The following is a 17,329-nucleotide window of genomic DNA, read 5'->3' as shown; positions in this document are numbered from 1 at the left end:
TGCGGATTAATCGCTTATTGCCATCAACCTAAGAAACCCAGCCTTCAGATGGAGTGGCTTTTATCTCAACCTGCTTAACCCGAACTCAGGTTATTGTAGGCTGCATCAAAATCACCTCAAATCTGACTTGCCAAAAACTGATGTTTATGGTGTGCCAAAATAAAATATCAGTGAAACTACAGTCTTGACCAATGGTGTGGAATTCGGGGCAGCAGTTATTTGGTGGGCGCTACATAATCGAGAGAAAATTGGGCGAAGGTGGAGTTGGTATTACCTATCTGGCAAAAAATCGACGCGGTGAGTTGCGAGTTATCAAAACTCTCAGAGAACAAATCCTCAATGATCCCAGATGGATACCACATCAAGATAAATTACGGCATGACTTCCGAGATGAAGCTTTGCGACTGGCTTTATGTCGCCATCCTCATATTGTGCAGGTAGAAAACGTCTTTGATGAGGAGAATTTGCCATGTATGGCGATGGAGTACATCGAAGGCGAAGATTTGGGGAAGCTGATAACCGAAAAAGGGGCGTTACCAGAAGCAGAAGCACTACTATATATTAGGCAAATTGGCGACGCATTAACTGTGGTTCACGAAAAAGGCTTACTGCATCGGGATTTAAAGCCGAATAATATTATGATGCGTGCGGGTAAACCAGAGGCCGTACTAATTGACTTTGGTCTTGCTAGACAATTTATTGCGGGTGCAGTTTTACAGCATACAGAGAGTTTTACTCCTGGTTATGCGCCTCCAGAACAGTATGTACCTCATGCCGAACGGGGAGAATATATTGATGTTTACGCCTTAGCAGCCACACTGTATGCTTTACTGACTGGACAGTTGCCTATGCCAGTACCAGCTAGACTGCAAAATTTTACCCTAAAACCGCCTAAAGATTTGAATAGCAGTGTTAGCGACAGGATAAATGAGGCAATTATGAAGGGGATGGCGTTAAATTACAGATTTCGCCCCCAGTCAGTACAGGAGTGGTTGGATTTGTTGGGAATATTCACGGACAACACTATCAAACTGTGGAATCTGGCAACAGGCTCAGAATTTCGCACCCTAAGTGGTCATTCCGATCCGGTTTATTCCGTCGCCATCAGTAATGATGGGCAAATGTTAGCTAGTGGTTGTTCTGACGACACTATCAAACTGTGGAATCTGGCAACAGGCTCAGAATTTCGCACCCTGAGTGGTCATTTCTGGATGGTTACTTCCGTCGCCATCAGTAATGATGGGCAAATCCTAGCTAGTGGTAGTTGGGACTGTACTATCAAACTGTGGAATCTGGCAACAGGCTCAGAAATTCGCACCCTGAGTGATCATTCCTGGGTGGTTACTTCCGTCGCCATCAGTAATGATGGGCAAATGTTAGCTAGTGGTAGTTGGGACAAGACTATCAAACTGTGGAATGTGGCAACAGGCTTAGAAATTCGCACCCTAAGTGGTCATTCCGAATCGGTTTATTCCGTCGCCATCAGTAGTGATGGGCAAATTCTCGCTAGTGGTAGTGACGACAAGACTATCAAACTGTGGAATGTGGCAACAGGCAGAGAAATTCGCACCCTAAGTGGTCATTCCGATTCGGTTGATTCCGTCGCCATAAGTAGTGATGGGCAAATATTGGCTAGTGGTAGTTGGGACAAGACTATCAAACTGTGGAATGTGGCAACAGGCAGAGAAATTCGCACCCTAAGTGGTCATTCCGAATCGGTTTATTCCGTCGCCATAAGTAGTGATGGGCAAATATTGGCTAGTGGTAGTTGGGACAAGACTATCAAACTGTGGGAAGTCGCAACAGGGAAAGAAATTTGCACCCTCAGTCTTTTCGATTCAGTTCGTTCTGTCGCCTTTAGCCCTGATGGAAGTTGTCTGGCTGCTGGAGATAATAGCGAAAATATCAAAATTTGGCGACGCAGCTAGTGGTACTATAACAGCAAAGAAAGTATCAGCAAATGTTCTTATTATCTTAAATAGCAATACTCACGGCGATCGCTCACTTTGAGAATGACTGAGAATTGTGGATATAGAATGTTTGATAATAGAGTGCGATCGCTATTTTATAAGTAATCTATGTGAAATGTTGCTTTTTGTCCTGCTTGCGACAAACAGCAATACTCGCAGCGATCGCTTGCTCTTTGAATAACTAATTAACGTAAAGAAGCCCCAATTGTGGACATTGATTACCCAACTTATGTCTCAGTGTGCTTGATAACACACTGCGATTGCAATTTGAGTAGAGATAAAAATTCAGCTAACTCAACAAGTCCTTCCGCTTCCAATCTTTCTGTTTGAGTTAACTCCTCACCCGTATCTTGTCTGTCCAGTAAAAATTGCAAACGTTCTTGGACAGCACGAGGGAGTTGAAATTTCGCTAGTTCAACGGGTATCTCGATTATCTCCGCTATAGTCAGATAACTACGGCAGTTAGGCTACGATGTCCTCATTTCCTATGAAGCAAGCTATTAAAACACTAAAATAAAAGCACATATCGATAAATTATATCGCGCTGACTATGACAACTGTAATTGCTAGACCTTCATCCTTGATTGGCAGTATCAGAATAGAAAAGCTGGATAGTTTTCACCTATTCAAATTTAATGATGAACTGCAAGCACGGATGGAAGAACTTTTAGAACGTAAAAAGGCTGATTTCCTAACTTCAGAAGAAGCGATCGAACTTGAAGAAATTGGAGAATTAGATAGAATTTTTACCCATATCAATGCCATGCTGGTAGCTCAGAAAAATGATTGATGATGCTACTAAAGAAATTGTCCGCAAACGCGCCAATTTTCTATGCGAGTATTGCCATTCTCCAGAACGCATTTCCACCACAAGATTTACAGTAGACCATTTGATACCAAAGTCTATTGGTGGTGCTGATGAAATTAATAATTTAGCCTTGGCTTGTCGTCGTTGTAATGAACGTCGCTACAACTTTGTCGCGGGATATGACTCAGAGACTCAAGCAATAGTACCCCTATTTAATCCTCGTCAACAAATTTGGTCAGAGCATTTTCTGTGGTCAGCAGATGGTAGGACAATTATCGGAATTACACCCATTGGGAGAGCAACCTGCAAGCGACTTGATATGAACGATGAACGCTATCCAGAAGATGACTCTATTCAGAGTGCGCGGGATTTTTGGTTTCAAGCAGGGTTGCATCCTCCTAGTGATGATCCCCGAAAAAGCTAGTCGCTATGATTCTCTTTAACTAGACCTCTTGCAAAAGTCCCTAACACCCCACCCCCAACCCCTCCCTGCAAGCGGGGAGGAGAGACAAAGCGTAGCTTTGGCTCTTTGGGGTTCTTTCTTATTTTTGATTTATGCAAGAGGTCTACTGAAGCGTATTGCTCTTAAACCTGCTACTGTTTAGTTCTAAACGCAAAAATTTTAACTTTAAACGAAAACATTCTTACTTTAAACCGAAATGTTCTCGTTTGAACCCAAAACGTTCTCACTGCAAACCAGAACGTTCTCACTTGAAACCAAAATATTCTCACTGCAAACGAAAAGGTTCTCACTTGAAACTAAAATATTAATGCTCTGAACTTGGAGTGTCTCACATTAAACAAAAACACCCAAGCTCAGAGCAAAAAGTTTTATATTTTTAGATAACAGCGTTGAGTTAATTTCTCGACTTATGAAGTTTGTGGTTGCACTTTTTTAGCTTTCCGGGCAAATCTGCGTCCTAAATCATCAATCATTGAATCTAAACCCGCGCCTTTACCACTGACTTTAGCATAGTTATATACCATCAAACCCGCCGCATAAGCTTCGCTACCAACAGCCACAGATGTATCATCTACCAGTTCTTGCAGTTGCGTCAACGATAGCAAAATGGGATATAGGGCTTCAAATAATTCGATATCTTGGCGCATTTCATTCAAGTCAAAAGAACGAGGTAAGAAGTCAGGGTTTTGCGTGCCGATTTCCAACGCTTTACTCACAAACGCCCGACTCTTATCCCCCAGCTTAGGTAAAGCTTTACGTTCCTCGGTTGTTAAATCAATCAAAAACGGTAACTTTTCGCGGATAGTAGTAATAGCTTGCATCACGGCTTCCCTGTCTGCGGAGGAAAGTTTTGCACTGACTTTATTATCTGCCATCTTTCATACACCTTTAATGGTACTAAATTTCAGTATTCCCCAAGTTATTTAGGCAGTAATAGTTATTTATAAGCAATTAAGAAAAAATTTTTATACCTTTCAACAAGTGATATCTCGCTAATTACCAACCTTGAGCAAGTTTCACGATTAGAGTCCAGTGGCATTTGACCCAAGGAAGCCGAACATTTAGAGATAATAGTAGCAGAGGTAATCTCAAAATTTAGCGTTAGCAGAGCGGTGCGCGAACACTTCGCAGCTAGTTGTGGAATAACATTATTACTTCTATAGGAATCCTATTTGATTGCGTGAAAAAACTCAGTACACATCTATTCGCTTGTGTTACCTATTCCCTATTCCCTTTTGGAAGCTGTAAATTAAGCCTAATAAGTACGGTAGAGCCATAAAAGTAATAGCCGAAAAATATCCAACCGAATTTTTATTATGACTTCTTCTCCCCATTACATCCCTCAATCTGACCCGCCACTTCCTCCTTGGGAAACGCTACCAACGATGTATGATTTACCAAGTGACAACCCAGAGGAACCAGGCTTGCCAGACGATTTTCACTTTTTACAACCCTTACTTTTATACTTAACTTTTCAGCCCATTAACTGGAATTCAGAACTAGTTTACAGTGCGGCTGACCTTAATCTCTACTATGATTTACAGCATCCTTTGTGGTATAAGCGCCCAGATTGGTTTGGTGTAGTAGGTGTAGAAAAGTTATACAAAGGGCAAGATTTACGGTTAAGTTATGTCACTTGGCAAGAGCCAGCAAACCCCTTCGTGGTTGTTGAGTTATTATCTCCAGGTACGGAAGACGAAGATTTAGGCAGAAAGGAAAGTGCAGAAAATAAACCTCCTAGCAAGTGGGAAGTTTATGAGCGAATTTTACGGATTCCTTACTATATTGTTTTTAGTCGCTACACTAATGAACTACAGGCTTTTCACTTAGTTGGTGGTCATTATGAACCGATGAACTTGACTAATGGATACCTATTAATGCCAGAGATAGATTTAAGTTTAGGCTTATGGCAAGGTTCATTTCGAGATATTGAAAAATTGTGGTTAAGGTGGTTCACTTTGGCAGGAGAATTAATTCCCGCACCCACAGAGGAAGCTGCTGCTGCAACTGAACGAGCTATGATTGCTGAACAAGAAACTGCTCAAGCTAAACAAGAAACTGCTCAAGCTAAACAAGAAGCTGCTCAAGCTAAACGAAAAGCAGAACAATTAGCAAAACGTTTGCGTCAATTAGGCGTGAATCCTGATGATCTAGATGAATTATTGTAGCTTCACAAGTCTTTTGTGATACGCAGCATAATTTTCTGCTTTTGAGGAATAATCTGTACTGAAAACTGTGATCGCCGATGCCGAAGCCGCTATCTGATAATGATATAGTTTCTCAGGAAGATTAATTTTTGAGAGCGATCGCATATTTAGCACTTGAAATACATATAATATTCCTTTGGGCAAGTCTATAGCCACCTCTGTTTTTATGAAAAACCAACTGTTCCTCAACCCAGTTTCAATTGGGTTACTAACGGGAAAATAAGCTTCAGTAGTAAATCTAAAAGGCGATGCCTTGAACATTTGCAGATATTACTGCAGACACTGATGTTTGTTGCGGCGGCTAAAATACTTAAGTATGAGTAGTATGATCAAATTACTCAGGTTAAAATTGTCTATTTGGTAACTCAAGACCATCAGAAAATTGTAGAAAAGTGTATTTCCTTGGCTTGATAGTGGTGTTAACCTCAATTTAAAGGATGTTATCAGCCTTTATCTGCTAGAGTTTTTTATTTTCAGCAAATTAGATATATCAATAACAAAATCGCTAGGAGTGCGATGATCATGTCACAGTCCCCGATGACAAGACCAGAAATAGCTGCTGGAACTCTAATCGATAACCGCTATATTATCCAAAAACTTCTCGGACAGGGAGGATTGGGGCGAACTTACTTAGCATTTGACACTCGTCGGTTTAATGAAGCCTGTGTTCTCAAAGAATTTGCACCCATTGGTACAGGCGAAAGTGGACTGGAACAATATCGTAACTTATTTAAAAGAGAAGCAAAAATTCTTCATCAATTGCAGCATCCTCAAATTCCCAAGTTTTTGGCTTGCTTTGAAGGAGATGGTCGGTTATTCCTAGTACAAGAGTATGTTGACGGTAAAACATATTCAAGACTGCTAGGAGAACTTCAACGTCAAGGAAGAAATTTTTCTGAAGACGAAGTTATCCAGTGGCTAAAGAATCTGCTGCCTGTTTTGGAATATGTCCACCAGCACAATATCATCCATCGAGATATTTCTCCTGACAATATTATGTTACCCGAGGGCAAGGATCTGCCAGTACTGATTGACTTCGGGGTAGGCAAGCAAATTGCTGACATTAACGAGGTGAGAAATTCCAACCATCAGGTAACATTTGTTGGCAAAATGTCCCTTGTAGGCAAAGTAGGATATGCCCCCCGCGAACAGATTAGTTTGGGTTTATGTTCATCCTCTAGTGACCTTTATGCTTTAGGTGTAACTGCTATTGTATTACTCACAGCTAGAGATCCATCTTTACTAATGGATCAATACTCACTTGAATGGAACTGGCGTGATTATACTTATGTTACTGATGGGTTTGCTCAAGTACTTGATTGTATGTTGGAAGATAGGCCAAATAAGCGATACCAAACAGCCAGCGAAGTTCTTCGAGATTTAGAGCGTATTAGAGAACCAGAAATGGCAATGTTTTCTCCAATCATGGTTGATGATTTACCAGCTACGGTATTTAACCCTGAATTTCAGGTTATGTCGGCGCGATCGCAGTCATATAACCAATTTGAAGAAACAATTTTTAATTCACCTACTAGTCCACAAACTGAGCAAAGAATTGAACAACAACAATCTTCACTCCAACCAGCATTCATCAAACATTGTCAGCAAGAATTAGCCTACCACATCGGCCCAATGGCAAATCTGATTATAGAAGAAATACTAGCTCACAATCCTTATATTTCAGCTGACCAATTTATTGAACTTGTAACTCAGGAGATTCCTAATTTTCAAGCAGCTTTTGAATTTAAAAAAAGCTTATTTTCATAGAAATTTAGACATCACGGATTGAAGAATAATTTTTAATCTTTTAACTAATTCTATGAGTTTAAGTCAACAGAGCTAATAAAATTAGCAAGGTTTTTTAGTAGGTTTAAATATTCGCTAGAAACAAAAATTAATTACGTTAGTATTCCGCAAAGCGAGTCTGTATACTTTTATGGGAAAGCAAGTTACACGCAACGTCTTGTACAGAGCCTGATTACGTTAGCGTTCTGCAAAGCGAGTCTGCTTACTCTGTAAGAGTTGCAAGCTACGCTTTTAGCGTCTCGTAGAAAGAACGTCATTAGAAATTATTGTAATCGCCTGTACTTCCTTGAGTACGCTTGATTCTTTTCATCGCCATTTCTAAACTTAACTGCATCCGTTTAAAAGCTCTAGCTAAATTACCGATTTCATCATTAGATATCTGCTCAAATTCAACTTCCATGTGTCCCGTACTAACTTCTTCAGCTATGCGAGTCATGCGTTTAAGAGGCTTCACAACTTGTCGATTCAAGAAGAAGTTGACTAACAGGATAGTCGCTATAAATATAGCTGATACAATCAAGATAATTAGTAAAGAAGACTGATTTGCTTTGTTGATGACATTCTTTGCAGGTACTGAGACAATCTGAGCGCCGACAATTTCATTAAGCTTCCACCCAAATCCATTAGCAGCACCATAAAGACTAATCATACTTTGAGGTGCAGCTTCAGGTACACTATGACAGACCAGACAGCTTTGTTCAGAAACTGCTAAGGGACGAGCAATATAAAAGATATCCCCACCAGGAATTGAGCGAAATCCACTAACTTCTTTAAGGTCTGATTTATTTCTGAACTGTTCTACAATTTCCGTTTCAAAACTGTCAGCCTTATCCCGGAGATTTGTGGGATTGAGAGTTGCTTCTTTATAAAAGAAATCACGGTAGTCTGTTGTTTTACGTAAAATTTCAAACACTTCTCTTGCTGAGTATCCAGGCACGGTTTGCGGTAAAAATTCAGTAGCCAGTTTATCAACTAGCTCTGGATTCACTTGAGTACTGGTGTATTTACGAACAGAACTCATAGTTTGGATGAGCATGAGGCCAGTTGAGCTAATATCTTGTTTAGCATTCTCCCTCAGTAAAGAAGAAAGAGTAAATCCACTCAAGCTCAGACCAAATGTCAAAATTATCAGTAGTAGAATTGTAAATTTTTGTTTCAAATTGAGATTTTTTAGCATAATTTTAGATTACCTACAAGTCAAATTATTATGAACAAATATGTCTAAAGTTACTGTTTACTTTAACATGAGCAATCAACTTTCATATTTTCATGTAAAGGCATAGTTTAGGCAAAACTATAAGGGTATATCCAAACTTTATACTATTAGTAATTATTGAGGTTAATGAAAATGTTATCTAAGTAAGTTTTAAAAAGCTACAACAGCAATTCAAATGAAATTCCCAAAAATTCGTGTTGGCTGTTCTGATACCGTGCCAAAATAAATACCAACAATTGTCAAATATTACTAATGGTGTGGAATGCAGGAAAGTCTATATTCGGGGGACGCTACATTATTGAAAGCCAACTAGGTGAAGGTGGAATTGGCATTACTTATCTTGCCAGAAATCAACGAAATCAACAGCGAGTGATTAAAACCCTCAAAGAAGAAATCCTGAATCACCCCGTCTGGATACTCCACCGAAACAAGTTACGGCAAGACTTTCGTGATGAAGCAGTTCGGCTGGCTGTGTGCCACCATCCTCATATAGTACAGATAGAAACCATCTTCGATGAAGGGAATTTGCCCTGCATGGTGATGGATTATATCGAAGGGGAAGACTTAGCACAGCGCTTGAAGCGAATAGGAGTGCTATCAGAGGCAGAAGCGTTACTTTACATCCGGCAAATTGGCGATGCTTTGACCCTAATCCATTCTAAAGGACTGTTGCATCGGGATCTCAAACCACGCAACATCATGATCCGCATTGATAAATTAGAAGCAGTGCTGATAGACTTTGGTATCGCTAGAGAATTTGTTCCTAATACGATCCAAAGGCATACAGTGTATCGTACTCCTGGTTTTGCTCCACCTGAACAGTATGAATCAGAAGCGCCGCGAGGAGAATACATTGATATTTATGCTCTAGCCGCTACTTTGTATAATTTGCTTACCGCAGTTGTACCAACTAGTGCAGATGATAGACGTCACAGTATCAATTTAGAACCACCACAATATTTTAATCCCAACATCAGCAACAGGGTAAATCAAGCTATTATGTGCGGCATGGATCTGGAGTCAACGTATCGTCCCCAATCTGTGCAGGAGTGGTTGGATTTATTGGGCCCTGATATAAGTAATTATGTAACAAAAACATCATCTAGTTTAGTGACAACCCCTAAACTACAACTACCTATACCTGTTGTGTTAGATCGGCAGAACTGGAAATGCGTACAGACCCTCAAAGGTCATTCTAGTATGGTTCATGCGATCGCCATTAGCCCAGACGGGCAATTTATTGCTAGTGGCAGTAATGACAAGACGATCAAACTTTGGCAAGTGGGTACTGGCAAGCTAGTGCGTCAACTGGGTCGTTGGTCTTCTAGTCATTCTAGTATGGTTCATTCCGTGGCCTTTAGCCCAATCTCTTCAAACCTTTCTTATCAAGGTGAGTCTGGCAAATCTGCGGGAGTTGCAGACCTGAGGCGGGGAATCTTAGCTAGCGGAAGTTGGGATAATACAATCAAATTGTGGGATGTCAACACAGGTAAAGAAATTTGTACCCTCACTGGTCATGCTAATTGGGTGAATTCCGTTGCTTTTAGTCCAGATGGCAAGTTTCTGGCTAGTGGCAGTGCTGACTGCACAATCAAACTGTGGCAGGTACACACAGGCATAGAAATCCAAACTTTTACAGGTCATTCTGACCCAGTTTCGTCAGTCGCTTACTCTCCGAGAACGCCTGCAACTAATAGCCAGGAGAGACAGCTAGTGGCTAGTGGCAGCAATGATTACACCATAAAACTGTGGCAAATATACACAGGCAGAAATATTTACACACTCACAGGCCATTCCTTCTTTGTCAACTGTATCGCCTTCAACAAAGATGGAGAAATTATCGCTAGTGGCAGTGGTGATAACACGATTAAACTGTGGCACGTAAATACAGGCAGAGAAATTCGTACTCTCACGGGCCATTCTGATTCTGTTTGGTCAGTTGCTTTTAGCCAGGATGGGCAATTTCTTGCTAGTGGCAGTTGGGACAACACTATCAAACTGTGGCACATACACAGTGGTAGAGAAATTAGCACACTTACAGGGCATTCCAACTATGTTAGATGTGTCGCCTTTAGTCCCGATGGCCAAACCTTAGTTAGTGGTAGTGATGACGACACTATTAAAATTTGGCGAAGAGGGTAGTAAATAATTCGTAATTTCCCTATAAATCTACAGATAGAACTGCGATCGCCCCAAATTTGTGACAATAATGACGGCAACCGTTATTTTTGAACAATAAAAATTATATGGGCTTTGGTATTGGTGATTTATTTTGGATTTTCCTGCTTCTGACTTCTTTGCAACCTCTTTGGCAAAAACGTCAAATAGAATATCGGCGCTTGCGTGCTTTACAAGAATTCCAGCAGGAACGCAAAAGTCGGGTGATTTTACTGATTCACCGCCAAGAGTCCATTAGCTTTTTGGGAATTCCCATATCTCGCTACATTACTATTGAAGACTCAGAACAAATATTGCGAGCAATTCGCCTCACACCCTCAGATGTGCCGATTGACTTAATTTTGCATACTCCTGGCGGTTTGGTTTTGGCTACTGAACAAATCGCCAGAGCGTTAATTCGCCATCAAGCAAAAGTCACAGTTTTTGTACCCCACTATGCCATGAGTGGCGGTACAATGCTTGCCCTCGCCTCTGATGAAATTATTATGGATGCTAACGCTGTCTTAGGACCAGTCGATCCCCAATTGGGTAATTACCCCGCAGCCAGTATCCTGAAAGTAGTTGAAGATAAACCCATCAGTGAGATTGATGATCAAACCCTAATTATGGCTGATCTCTCACGTAAAGCAATACAGCAGGTACAGCGATTTGTGCGAACTTTGCTAAAAGACAGTGTACCTAAACAAAAAGTTCTGCCAGAAAATATCGAACCGATTATCGAAACCTTAACAACTGGGCGCGTCACCCACGACTACCCCATCACTGTTGAAGAAGCAACAGAAATGGGGCTGCCCGTAACCGTCGGACTGCCCCATTCTATTTATAATCTCATGGATCTGTACCCACAGCCACAAGGAGGACGACCCAGCGTGCAGTACATTCCTATGCCTTACAATGACCCTCGTCCAATTCTACCTACACCCAAAGGCAGACCCTTAGAAGAACCAAATCAGATTACTTGAAAGGCTTCGGGGTAGGAGTTTTTTATGGCGACTAGGGTGTAGCTGTCGGTGTCGCTGTCGGTGTAGTTGTCGGTGTCGCTGTCGGTGTAGTTGTCGGTGTTGCTGTTGGTGTCGCTGTCGGTGTCACTGTTGGTGTAGCTGTCGGTGTAGCTGTTGGTGTCGCTGTTGGTGTCGCTGTTGGTGTCGCTGTTGGTCTAGTTGTTGGTCTAGTTGTTGGTCTAGTTGTTGGTCTAGTTGTTGGTTTAGTTGTTGGTTTAGTTGTCGGCTGGCTGAAGAGCGTCTTTGTTTCTTCATTCAGCTTTTGGCGGAGTGCTAAGTTAGCAATTCCAGTTTCTTGCAACTGATATTTCTTCTGATACTCCTTCACCACTTCTTCCGTGCGGGAACCATAAAAATTATCGCGCGGCAGGAGAGGATTTGGCTTCACCACTGCATTCAAATTTCTGTGCAGAATTTGAACGATGTTAGCAGCAAAAGCTTGGGTTTTTGGCCCTGCTATGCCATCAACTGGTTTTAGCTTATAACCAGTCTGAAATTCTCGAATTGCTTTTTTAGTTTGCTCGTCTGTCAAAGCAGTATTTGTTACCTTGACGTTATAACCTAATCCCCGCAATACCTCACGGAATTGCTGGGGCGTATAACTTTTTTGAGGGGCTGCAAAACCTGTGTCTGTAATTACTAAACTAGCAGTCATCAGGCAAGTAACAGCAAAGGTTGCGCTTGATTTACCAAACCCACACCACATACTTAAAAACTCCTTTGGGTTAAATCAGCAGGATCATAAACGTTAACAGCTGCATTTTAAGTTTGTTTAATAACTTTTTTCACGATTATTTAATGAATTTTGAACAAATTGTGATTTTTTTTGTTAAATTTAGCTAGCTGTGTAAAAAATAATTTCTGTCATCCATCAAAAGAAGTATTTTATCTTAGTAAAGATACAGCAGTTATCATTTGAAGCAAACATACCCTTTTAACACTAAACTGCGGTAGAAAATCACATCTGTGCATTGGCATTAACTTCTGGTGAAAGGCAGTCTTTTTACTTGTAGCTGTGCTGCAATGAGGAATATTTTTGCCTGTGGTTGGAAAAGAGGTCTTAAAGGAGTTTTGTTTTGAGCTGAAGTTGACACCCATGACAGATGTGCACTTATACTGGGGTCTACTCGACTGGAAATTGCTGTAATTGGTTAGAAAGGGCCAAAAATTAATAAATGAAAGAGTTTATGTTTTAAACATTTAAATAAGTATCATATTTTACAGAAAATGATAAAAATAAAATCTTATAAGCAGCGTAATCTTTGGTTTGAAAGATTTATGGCAATTACTGCCACCGTAAATTTAAGTTTAGTTTTGTTTGATTTAAGTTACGTACCTGGAAGAGATTTCTACTTGCGAAAACTTCCCCAAATTACTAAAATTTATGACCCAATAAAAGGTATTGAACTCCATCGAGACACAGAAAACTATTTAGAAACAATAGACGCATTAGAAGAACAAGTTAGGCAAACAGGGTTACAGTCGCTTCAGGTAAATAGCAGACTAGAGGAAATAAGGGGTCTGAGCAACGAGATGATTGACAGTAACCCGTTTGCGGGAGTGAATAAGAGTGGGACTTTAGAAAAAATCAAAAGAAGGATGCGATCGCACATCCGTAAAGAATCTGCAAAACAGTCCTTCGCTACTTTTTGGAGTCAGCCATATTTATCACAAAATGGCTGGTCTAAAGAAATTAATTTTTTTAACCAGAGCATCCGCCCTTTGATTGCCAGTAACTACTACCGCCAAATCGGGGAAAATGGCGATTTTGTTGATAAATTCTGGATGATTGACTTACCCTTTGTGATTTTATTTGGCGTAGAATTACTAGGGCGTACCTTCCTTCTCAGACGGCAACATCCTGGTTTAAGCTGGTTAGAAGCACTATTATGGCGTTGGTACGATTTATTTTTACTCATACCATTTTGGCGGGGGTTACGAATCATACCTGTATTAATTCGCCTCGATCAAGCGCGGTTATTGAATCTGCATCCAGTACGAAAGCAAATTAATCAGGGGATTGTCGCCAATTTTGCCGAAGAACTCACAGAAATTGTGGTGGTGAGAGTGATTAATCAGGTTCAGGGTTCAATTCAGCGGGGTGAATTAACTAGTTGGCTCTCGCAAAAAGAAAATTTACGTCCCTACATAGATATTAATAATGTGAATGAAGTGGAAGCGATCGCAGGTCTTTTGGTAAAAACAATTGTCTACCGAGTGTTACCCGATATCCAACCTGCGATCGTTGCCATTCTGTGCCACAACATCGAAACCGTCTTCCATCAAGTCCCCGTCTACCGGAATCTCCAGAACCTCCCTGGCGTAGGACAGGCCCAAACCCAGTTAAGCGAACAACTGGCGACCCAAATCACAACTAATCTTTACAAAACTTTAGTGAGCGCTGTTGAAGACCCTGTGGGCGCAAAACTCACCAGTCAATTGGTACAAAGCTTCAGTGACGCTTTGGGATCTCAAATAAAAGAAAAACACGTACTTTCAGAAATTCAGAGTTTACTTTTTGACTTCTTAGAGGAAATCAAACTCAACTATGTCCAGCGCTTGTCCCAAGAAGACATAGACCAAATTATCAAGCAAACTAGGCAGCTACGAACACAAGTATCAGTTCCTGCAGTAGTGGATAAAGGCACTACTCTCCCAAAAATACGGGAAGGGTAGGTAAAGCAGAGGAGCAGAGGGGCAGCAGAAGCATTTTTAACTCTTGACTAATGACTAATGACCAATGACTATCCAAGAAATGCGCTAAACTCGAATTAGGCGAATCATCATTGGTTCGTCACAAGACTTCTTGAAAGATATACCTATCGCAGGAAGTGGGTCGAAGCCCACTTTTTTTATTGAATTCTCTCATGGTTCATCCTTTAGTTCCACAAATTATTGATTTGGCGACACCAGTGGCAAAAGAACTGGGATTGGAAGTGGTTGGCGTGGTTTTTCACACTAACCAAAGTCCACCAGTGTTGCGAGTAGATATTCGCAATCCTGAGCAAGACACTGGGTTGAACGATTGTGAGAAGATGAGCCGTGCTTTAGAAGCCTCCTTAGATGCTGCGGAAATCGTTCCAGATACATACGTCTTGGAAGTGTCTAGTCCTGGTATTTCGCGGCAATTGGTAACAGACAGGGAGTTTATTTCCTTTAAAGGATTTCCTGTCATTATCTCCACTTCGCCACCCTACGACGGACAACAAAAGTGGATTGGTCAGTTGATTCGTCGGGATAAGACAGCACTTTACTTAAATCAAAAAGGTCGTGTAGTCGAAATTCCCCGCTCCCTAATTACTAAGGTGCAGTTACAGGAGCGCTGATAAACAAGTTACTAAGGCTAGAGGCTAGGGACTAGGGATTGGAGGGGCACAGGAGCAGAGGAGCAGAGGAGCAAGGGTGACAAGGTGACAAGGTGACAAAAGGTAAGAACTTACAACAAGTTTTTCCCCTTGTCTCCAATTCTCCTTGTCCCCTTGTCCTCTTCCCCATGCCCAATACCTAATGCCCAATGACGTCAGTTGCTACCCTTCTCCTAACGGAGACGCTGCGCGAACGAGAACGCTAAGAGCGAACAAGTCGGGCATTCATTGCCCGCCCAACGCACTGGCTCCCAATGCCCGGTCTCTAGTTCCTAATTTTTAAAGGAGATTGCTTATGTCAATGGTTACTTTACCTGGATTAAAGGAATTAATTGAAAGTATAAGTCGTGAACGGAATTTACCCCGGCTTGCAGTTCAATCAGCTATTAGAGAAGCACTACTCAAAGGCTATGAACGTTATCGCCGCGCCCAAAATTTAGAGCGCAAACAATTTGACGAAGATTATTTTGAAAATTTTGAAGTTGAACTTGATATTGAAGGAGAAGGATTTCGCGTTCTTTCCACTAAAACCATTGTTGAAGAAGTAGATAACACAGACCACCAAATTTCCCTAGATGAAGTTCAACAAGTCGCTCCCGAAGCGCAGTTAGGGGACTCTGTAGTGCTGGATGTTACCCCCGACCAAGGAGAATTTGGTCGGATGGCGGCGATGCAAACTAAGCAAGTATTGGCACAAAAGTTACGGGATCAACAGCGCCAGATGGTGCAAGAAGAGTTCCAAGATTTAGAAGGAACTGTTCTGCAAGCAAGAGTCCTGCGGTTTGAGCGGCAATCAGTGGTTTTAGCAGTTAGCAGCGGCTTTGGTCAGCCAGAAGTAGAAGCCGAATTACCGAAGCGGGAACAGTTGCCCAACGATAATTATCGAGCGAATGCCACCTTCAAGGTATATCTGAAAAAAGTCTCCCAAGGTCAGCAACGAGGCCCACAGTTACTTGTCTCTCGTGCTGATGCTGGTTTGGTAGTTTATCTTTTCGCCAACGAAGTCCCAGAAATCGAAGATGAGGTGGTACGGATTGTTGCCGTAGCTAGGGAGGCAAACCCCCCTTCCCGTTATGTCGGCCCCCGGACTAAAATAGCAGTAGATACTCTTGATCGCGATGTAGACCCAGTTGGCGCTTGTATTGGAGCCAGGGGATCGCGAATTCAAGTAGTAGTCAATGAATTACGCGGTGAAAAAATAGATGTAATTCGCTGGTCACCCGATCCAGCAACATACATTGCTAATGCCTTAAGTCCAGCACGGGTGGATGAAGTACGACTGATGGACCCAGAATCGCGACAAACTCACGTACTTGTGGCTGAAGATCAATTGAGTTTGGCTATTGGTAAAGAAGGACAAAACGTCCGTTTAGCAGCCCGTCTAACTGGTTGGAAAATAGACATCAAAGACAAAGCTAAGTATGACTATGCAGGAGAAGATGCCAAATTTGTAGCTGTCAGAACAAAATATCAATCAGAGGAAGAGGATCTTGAATATGAGGAAGAATTTGAAAATGAAAATCAGGACGAATTAGAAGAGGAAGATAGTTTTGACAATAACGATGATGAATAATTGATTAATTTTGTAAAGTTTTGATACCGTAGACTGTAGTCTTAGTCTCAAGGATTATTTTCTCAAAAGCTACTTGGTATAAGTAAAAAATAGTAATAATAAACTTCTTTTTACATCCAAAATCCTGGACTGAGATCGCAGAGAACCGAATGAAACCAAATTATCGGCGCTGTATTAGTTGCCGTAAAGTAAGCTCAAAAGATGAGTTTTGGCGGATTGTCCGCGTCTTTCCATCGGGAAAGGTACAATTAGATCAGGGCATGGGGCGTTCCGCCTATATTTGTCCAGAAACGAGTTGCTTACAAGCAGCTCAAAAAAAAAATCGACTAGGGCGATCGCTACATGCATCAGTGCCAGAAACACTGTACCAAAGCTTGTCGCAACGTCTAGCCCGCAGTAATACCCAAAATCAAATTTAGTTGGAACAACTTTGTAACCTAATCATCAGAGAAATTGTGTAGACCGAAATCGCGCTCTCATCACACCCTCTGTTGATTGTCAAGGTTAATGCCAAAATAGTAAATGGGTGTAAAACGCATTCGGTCCAAATAACAAGAGGGTCGAGGCAACATTCCCAGAACAAAATGTAATCGATTGTGTTGTGGAAGACTCAGAATCAACAAAACAAGAAGCTACAAAATGGCAACCTGGTAGCGCTCAGGCGCAGTTCGGCGTCAAGGGTTCCTATAAAAATCTTTTATTTAAGAAATTTTTATGGGTATCCCTCAACCATCATTCCTGG

The 17,329-nt window shown here is 41.4% G+C and carries 15 protein-coding genes; 11 read left to right on the top strand and 4 right to left on the bottom strand.

Annotated features, from left to right (window positions below; genetic code table 11):
• Nucleotides 1–191 precede the first annotated feature (191 nt).
• From V7K89_RS06920 to V7K89_RS06910, 3 genes are all read left to right on the top strand, one after another.
• Nucleotides 192–1,928 carry a protein kinase domain-containing protein gene (locus tag V7K89_RS06920; protein ID WP_335185594.1) on the top strand — a complete coding sequence of 579 codons (1,737 nt, stop codon included), beginning with the start codon at nt 192–194 and terminating at the stop codon, nt 1,926–1,928.
• A 592-nt stretch (nt 1,929–2,520) separates the two neighbouring features.
• Nucleotides 2,521–2,760 (top strand): hypothetical protein, encoded by a 240-nt coding sequence (locus V7K89_RS06915; protein ID WP_335185592.1) that lies wholly within the window; start codon nt 2,521–2,523, stop codon nt 2,758–2,760.
• Entirely contained in the window at nt 2,753–3,202 is a 450-nt protein-coding gene (locus tag V7K89_RS06910; RefSeq protein ID WP_335185590.1) for an HNH endonuclease, read from the top strand. Before V7K89_RS06915 ends, V7K89_RS06910 begins: the two co-directional genes overlap by 8 nt.
• Nucleotides 3,203–3,648: 446 nt before the next feature.
• Here the strand turns inward: V7K89_RS06910 and V7K89_RS06905 are convergent, their stop codons facing one another.
• Nucleotides 3,649–4,116, bottom strand: coding sequence for a hypothetical protein (locus tag V7K89_RS06905; RefSeq protein ID WP_335185588.1), 468 nt, complete (start codon nt 4,114–4,116; stop codon nt 3,649–3,651).
• 441 nt (nt 4,117–4,557) lie between these two features.
• On the opposite strand from V7K89_RS06905, the gene V7K89_RS06900 reads away from it, so the two are divergent.
• The gene (locus V7K89_RS06900; protein ID WP_335185586.1) at nt 4,558–5,409 is read left to right on the top strand and encodes a Uma2 family endonuclease; all 852 of its coding nucleotides are present in this window, start codon (nt 4,558–4,560) and stop codon (nt 5,407–5,409) included.
• Here V7K89_RS06900 and V7K89_RS06895 read toward each other — a convergent pair.
• The gene (locus V7K89_RS06895) at nt 5,401–5,604 is read right to left on the bottom strand and encodes a hypothetical protein (protein WP_335185584.1); all 204 of its coding nucleotides are present in this window, start codon (nt 5,602–5,604) and stop codon (nt 5,401–5,403) included. The two genes, V7K89_RS06900 and V7K89_RS06895, sit on opposite strands and share 9 nt — an antisense overlap.
• Nucleotides 5,605–5,970: 366 nt before the next feature.
• Between V7K89_RS06895 and V7K89_RS06890 the strand changes: the two genes are divergently transcribed.
• A complete protein-coding gene (locus V7K89_RS06890; RefSeq protein WP_335185582.1) occupies nt 5,971–7,215 on the top strand; it encodes a serine/threonine-protein kinase in 1,245 nt (414 codons plus the stop codon).
• Between the two features lie 295 nt (nt 7,216–7,510).
• Here V7K89_RS06890 and V7K89_RS06885 read toward each other — a convergent pair whose 3' ends face one another.
• Nucleotides 7,511–8,431 (bottom strand): Tll0287-like domain-containing protein, encoded by a 921-nt coding sequence (locus V7K89_RS06885; protein WP_335185580.1) that lies wholly within the window; start codon nt 8,429–8,431, stop codon nt 7,511–7,513.
• Between the two features lie 291 nt (nt 8,432–8,722).
• Here V7K89_RS06885 and V7K89_RS06880 point away from each other — a divergent pair, with 291 nt between their 5' ends.
• Together V7K89_RS06880 and V7K89_RS06875 are read left to right on the top strand one after the other, a co-directional pair.
• Complete coding sequence (locus tag V7K89_RS06880) at nt 8,723–10,612, top strand: serine/threonine-protein kinase (protein ID WP_335185579.1); 1,890 nt, start codon at nt 8,723–8,725, stop codon at nt 10,610–10,612.
• A 104-nt stretch (nt 10,613–10,716) separates the two neighbouring features.
• Complete coding sequence (locus V7K89_RS06875; RefSeq protein ID WP_335185596.1) at nt 10,717–11,610, top strand: SDH family Clp fold serine proteinase; 894 nt, start codon at nt 10,717–10,719, stop codon at nt 11,608–11,610.
• A gap of 31 nt (nt 11,611–11,641) precedes the next feature.
• Here V7K89_RS06875 and V7K89_RS06870 read toward each other — a convergent pair whose 3' ends face one another.
• Nucleotides 11,642–12,355 carry a peptidoglycan-binding domain-containing protein gene (locus V7K89_RS06870; protein ID WP_335185578.1) on the bottom strand — a complete coding sequence of 238 codons (714 nt, stop codon included), beginning with the start codon at nt 12,353–12,355 and terminating at the stop codon, nt 11,642–11,644.
• A gap of 521 nt (nt 12,356–12,876) precedes the next feature.
• Here V7K89_RS06870 and V7K89_RS06865 point away from each other — a divergent pair.
• From V7K89_RS06865 to V7K89_RS06850, 4 genes are all read left to right on the top strand, one after another.
• Nucleotides 12,877–14,325 carry a hypothetical protein gene (locus V7K89_RS06865; protein WP_335185576.1) on the top strand — a complete coding sequence of 483 codons (1,449 nt, stop codon included), beginning with the start codon at nt 12,877–12,879 and terminating at the stop codon, nt 14,323–14,325.
• Between the two features lie 191 nt (nt 14,326–14,516).
• A complete protein-coding gene (gene rimP / locus V7K89_RS06860; RefSeq protein ID WP_335185574.1) occupies nt 14,517–14,975 on the top strand; it encodes a ribosome maturation factor RimP in 459 nt (152 codons plus the stop codon).
• 334 nt (nt 14,976–15,309) lie between these two features.
• Nucleotides 15,310–16,587, top strand: coding sequence for a transcription termination factor NusA (nusA, locus tag V7K89_RS06855; RefSeq protein ID WP_335185572.1), 1,278 nt, complete (start codon nt 15,310–15,312; stop codon nt 16,585–16,587).
• Between the two features lie 149 nt (nt 16,588–16,736).
• Nucleotides 16,737–17,006: a YlxR family protein gene (locus V7K89_RS06850; RefSeq protein ID WP_335185571.1), complete on the top strand. Its 270-nt coding sequence runs from the start codon at nt 16,737–16,739 to the stop codon at nt 17,004–17,006.
• Nucleotides 17,007–17,329 lie beyond the last annotated feature (323 nt).

Source organism: Nostoc sp., assembly GCF_036917515.1.
Classification (GTDB): domain Bacteria; phylum Cyanobacteriota; class Cyanobacteriia; order Cyanobacteriales; family Nostocaceae; genus Nostoc.
Note: the sequence above shows the minus strand (reverse complement) of the source record. Positions and strands in the feature narration are given on the sequence as shown.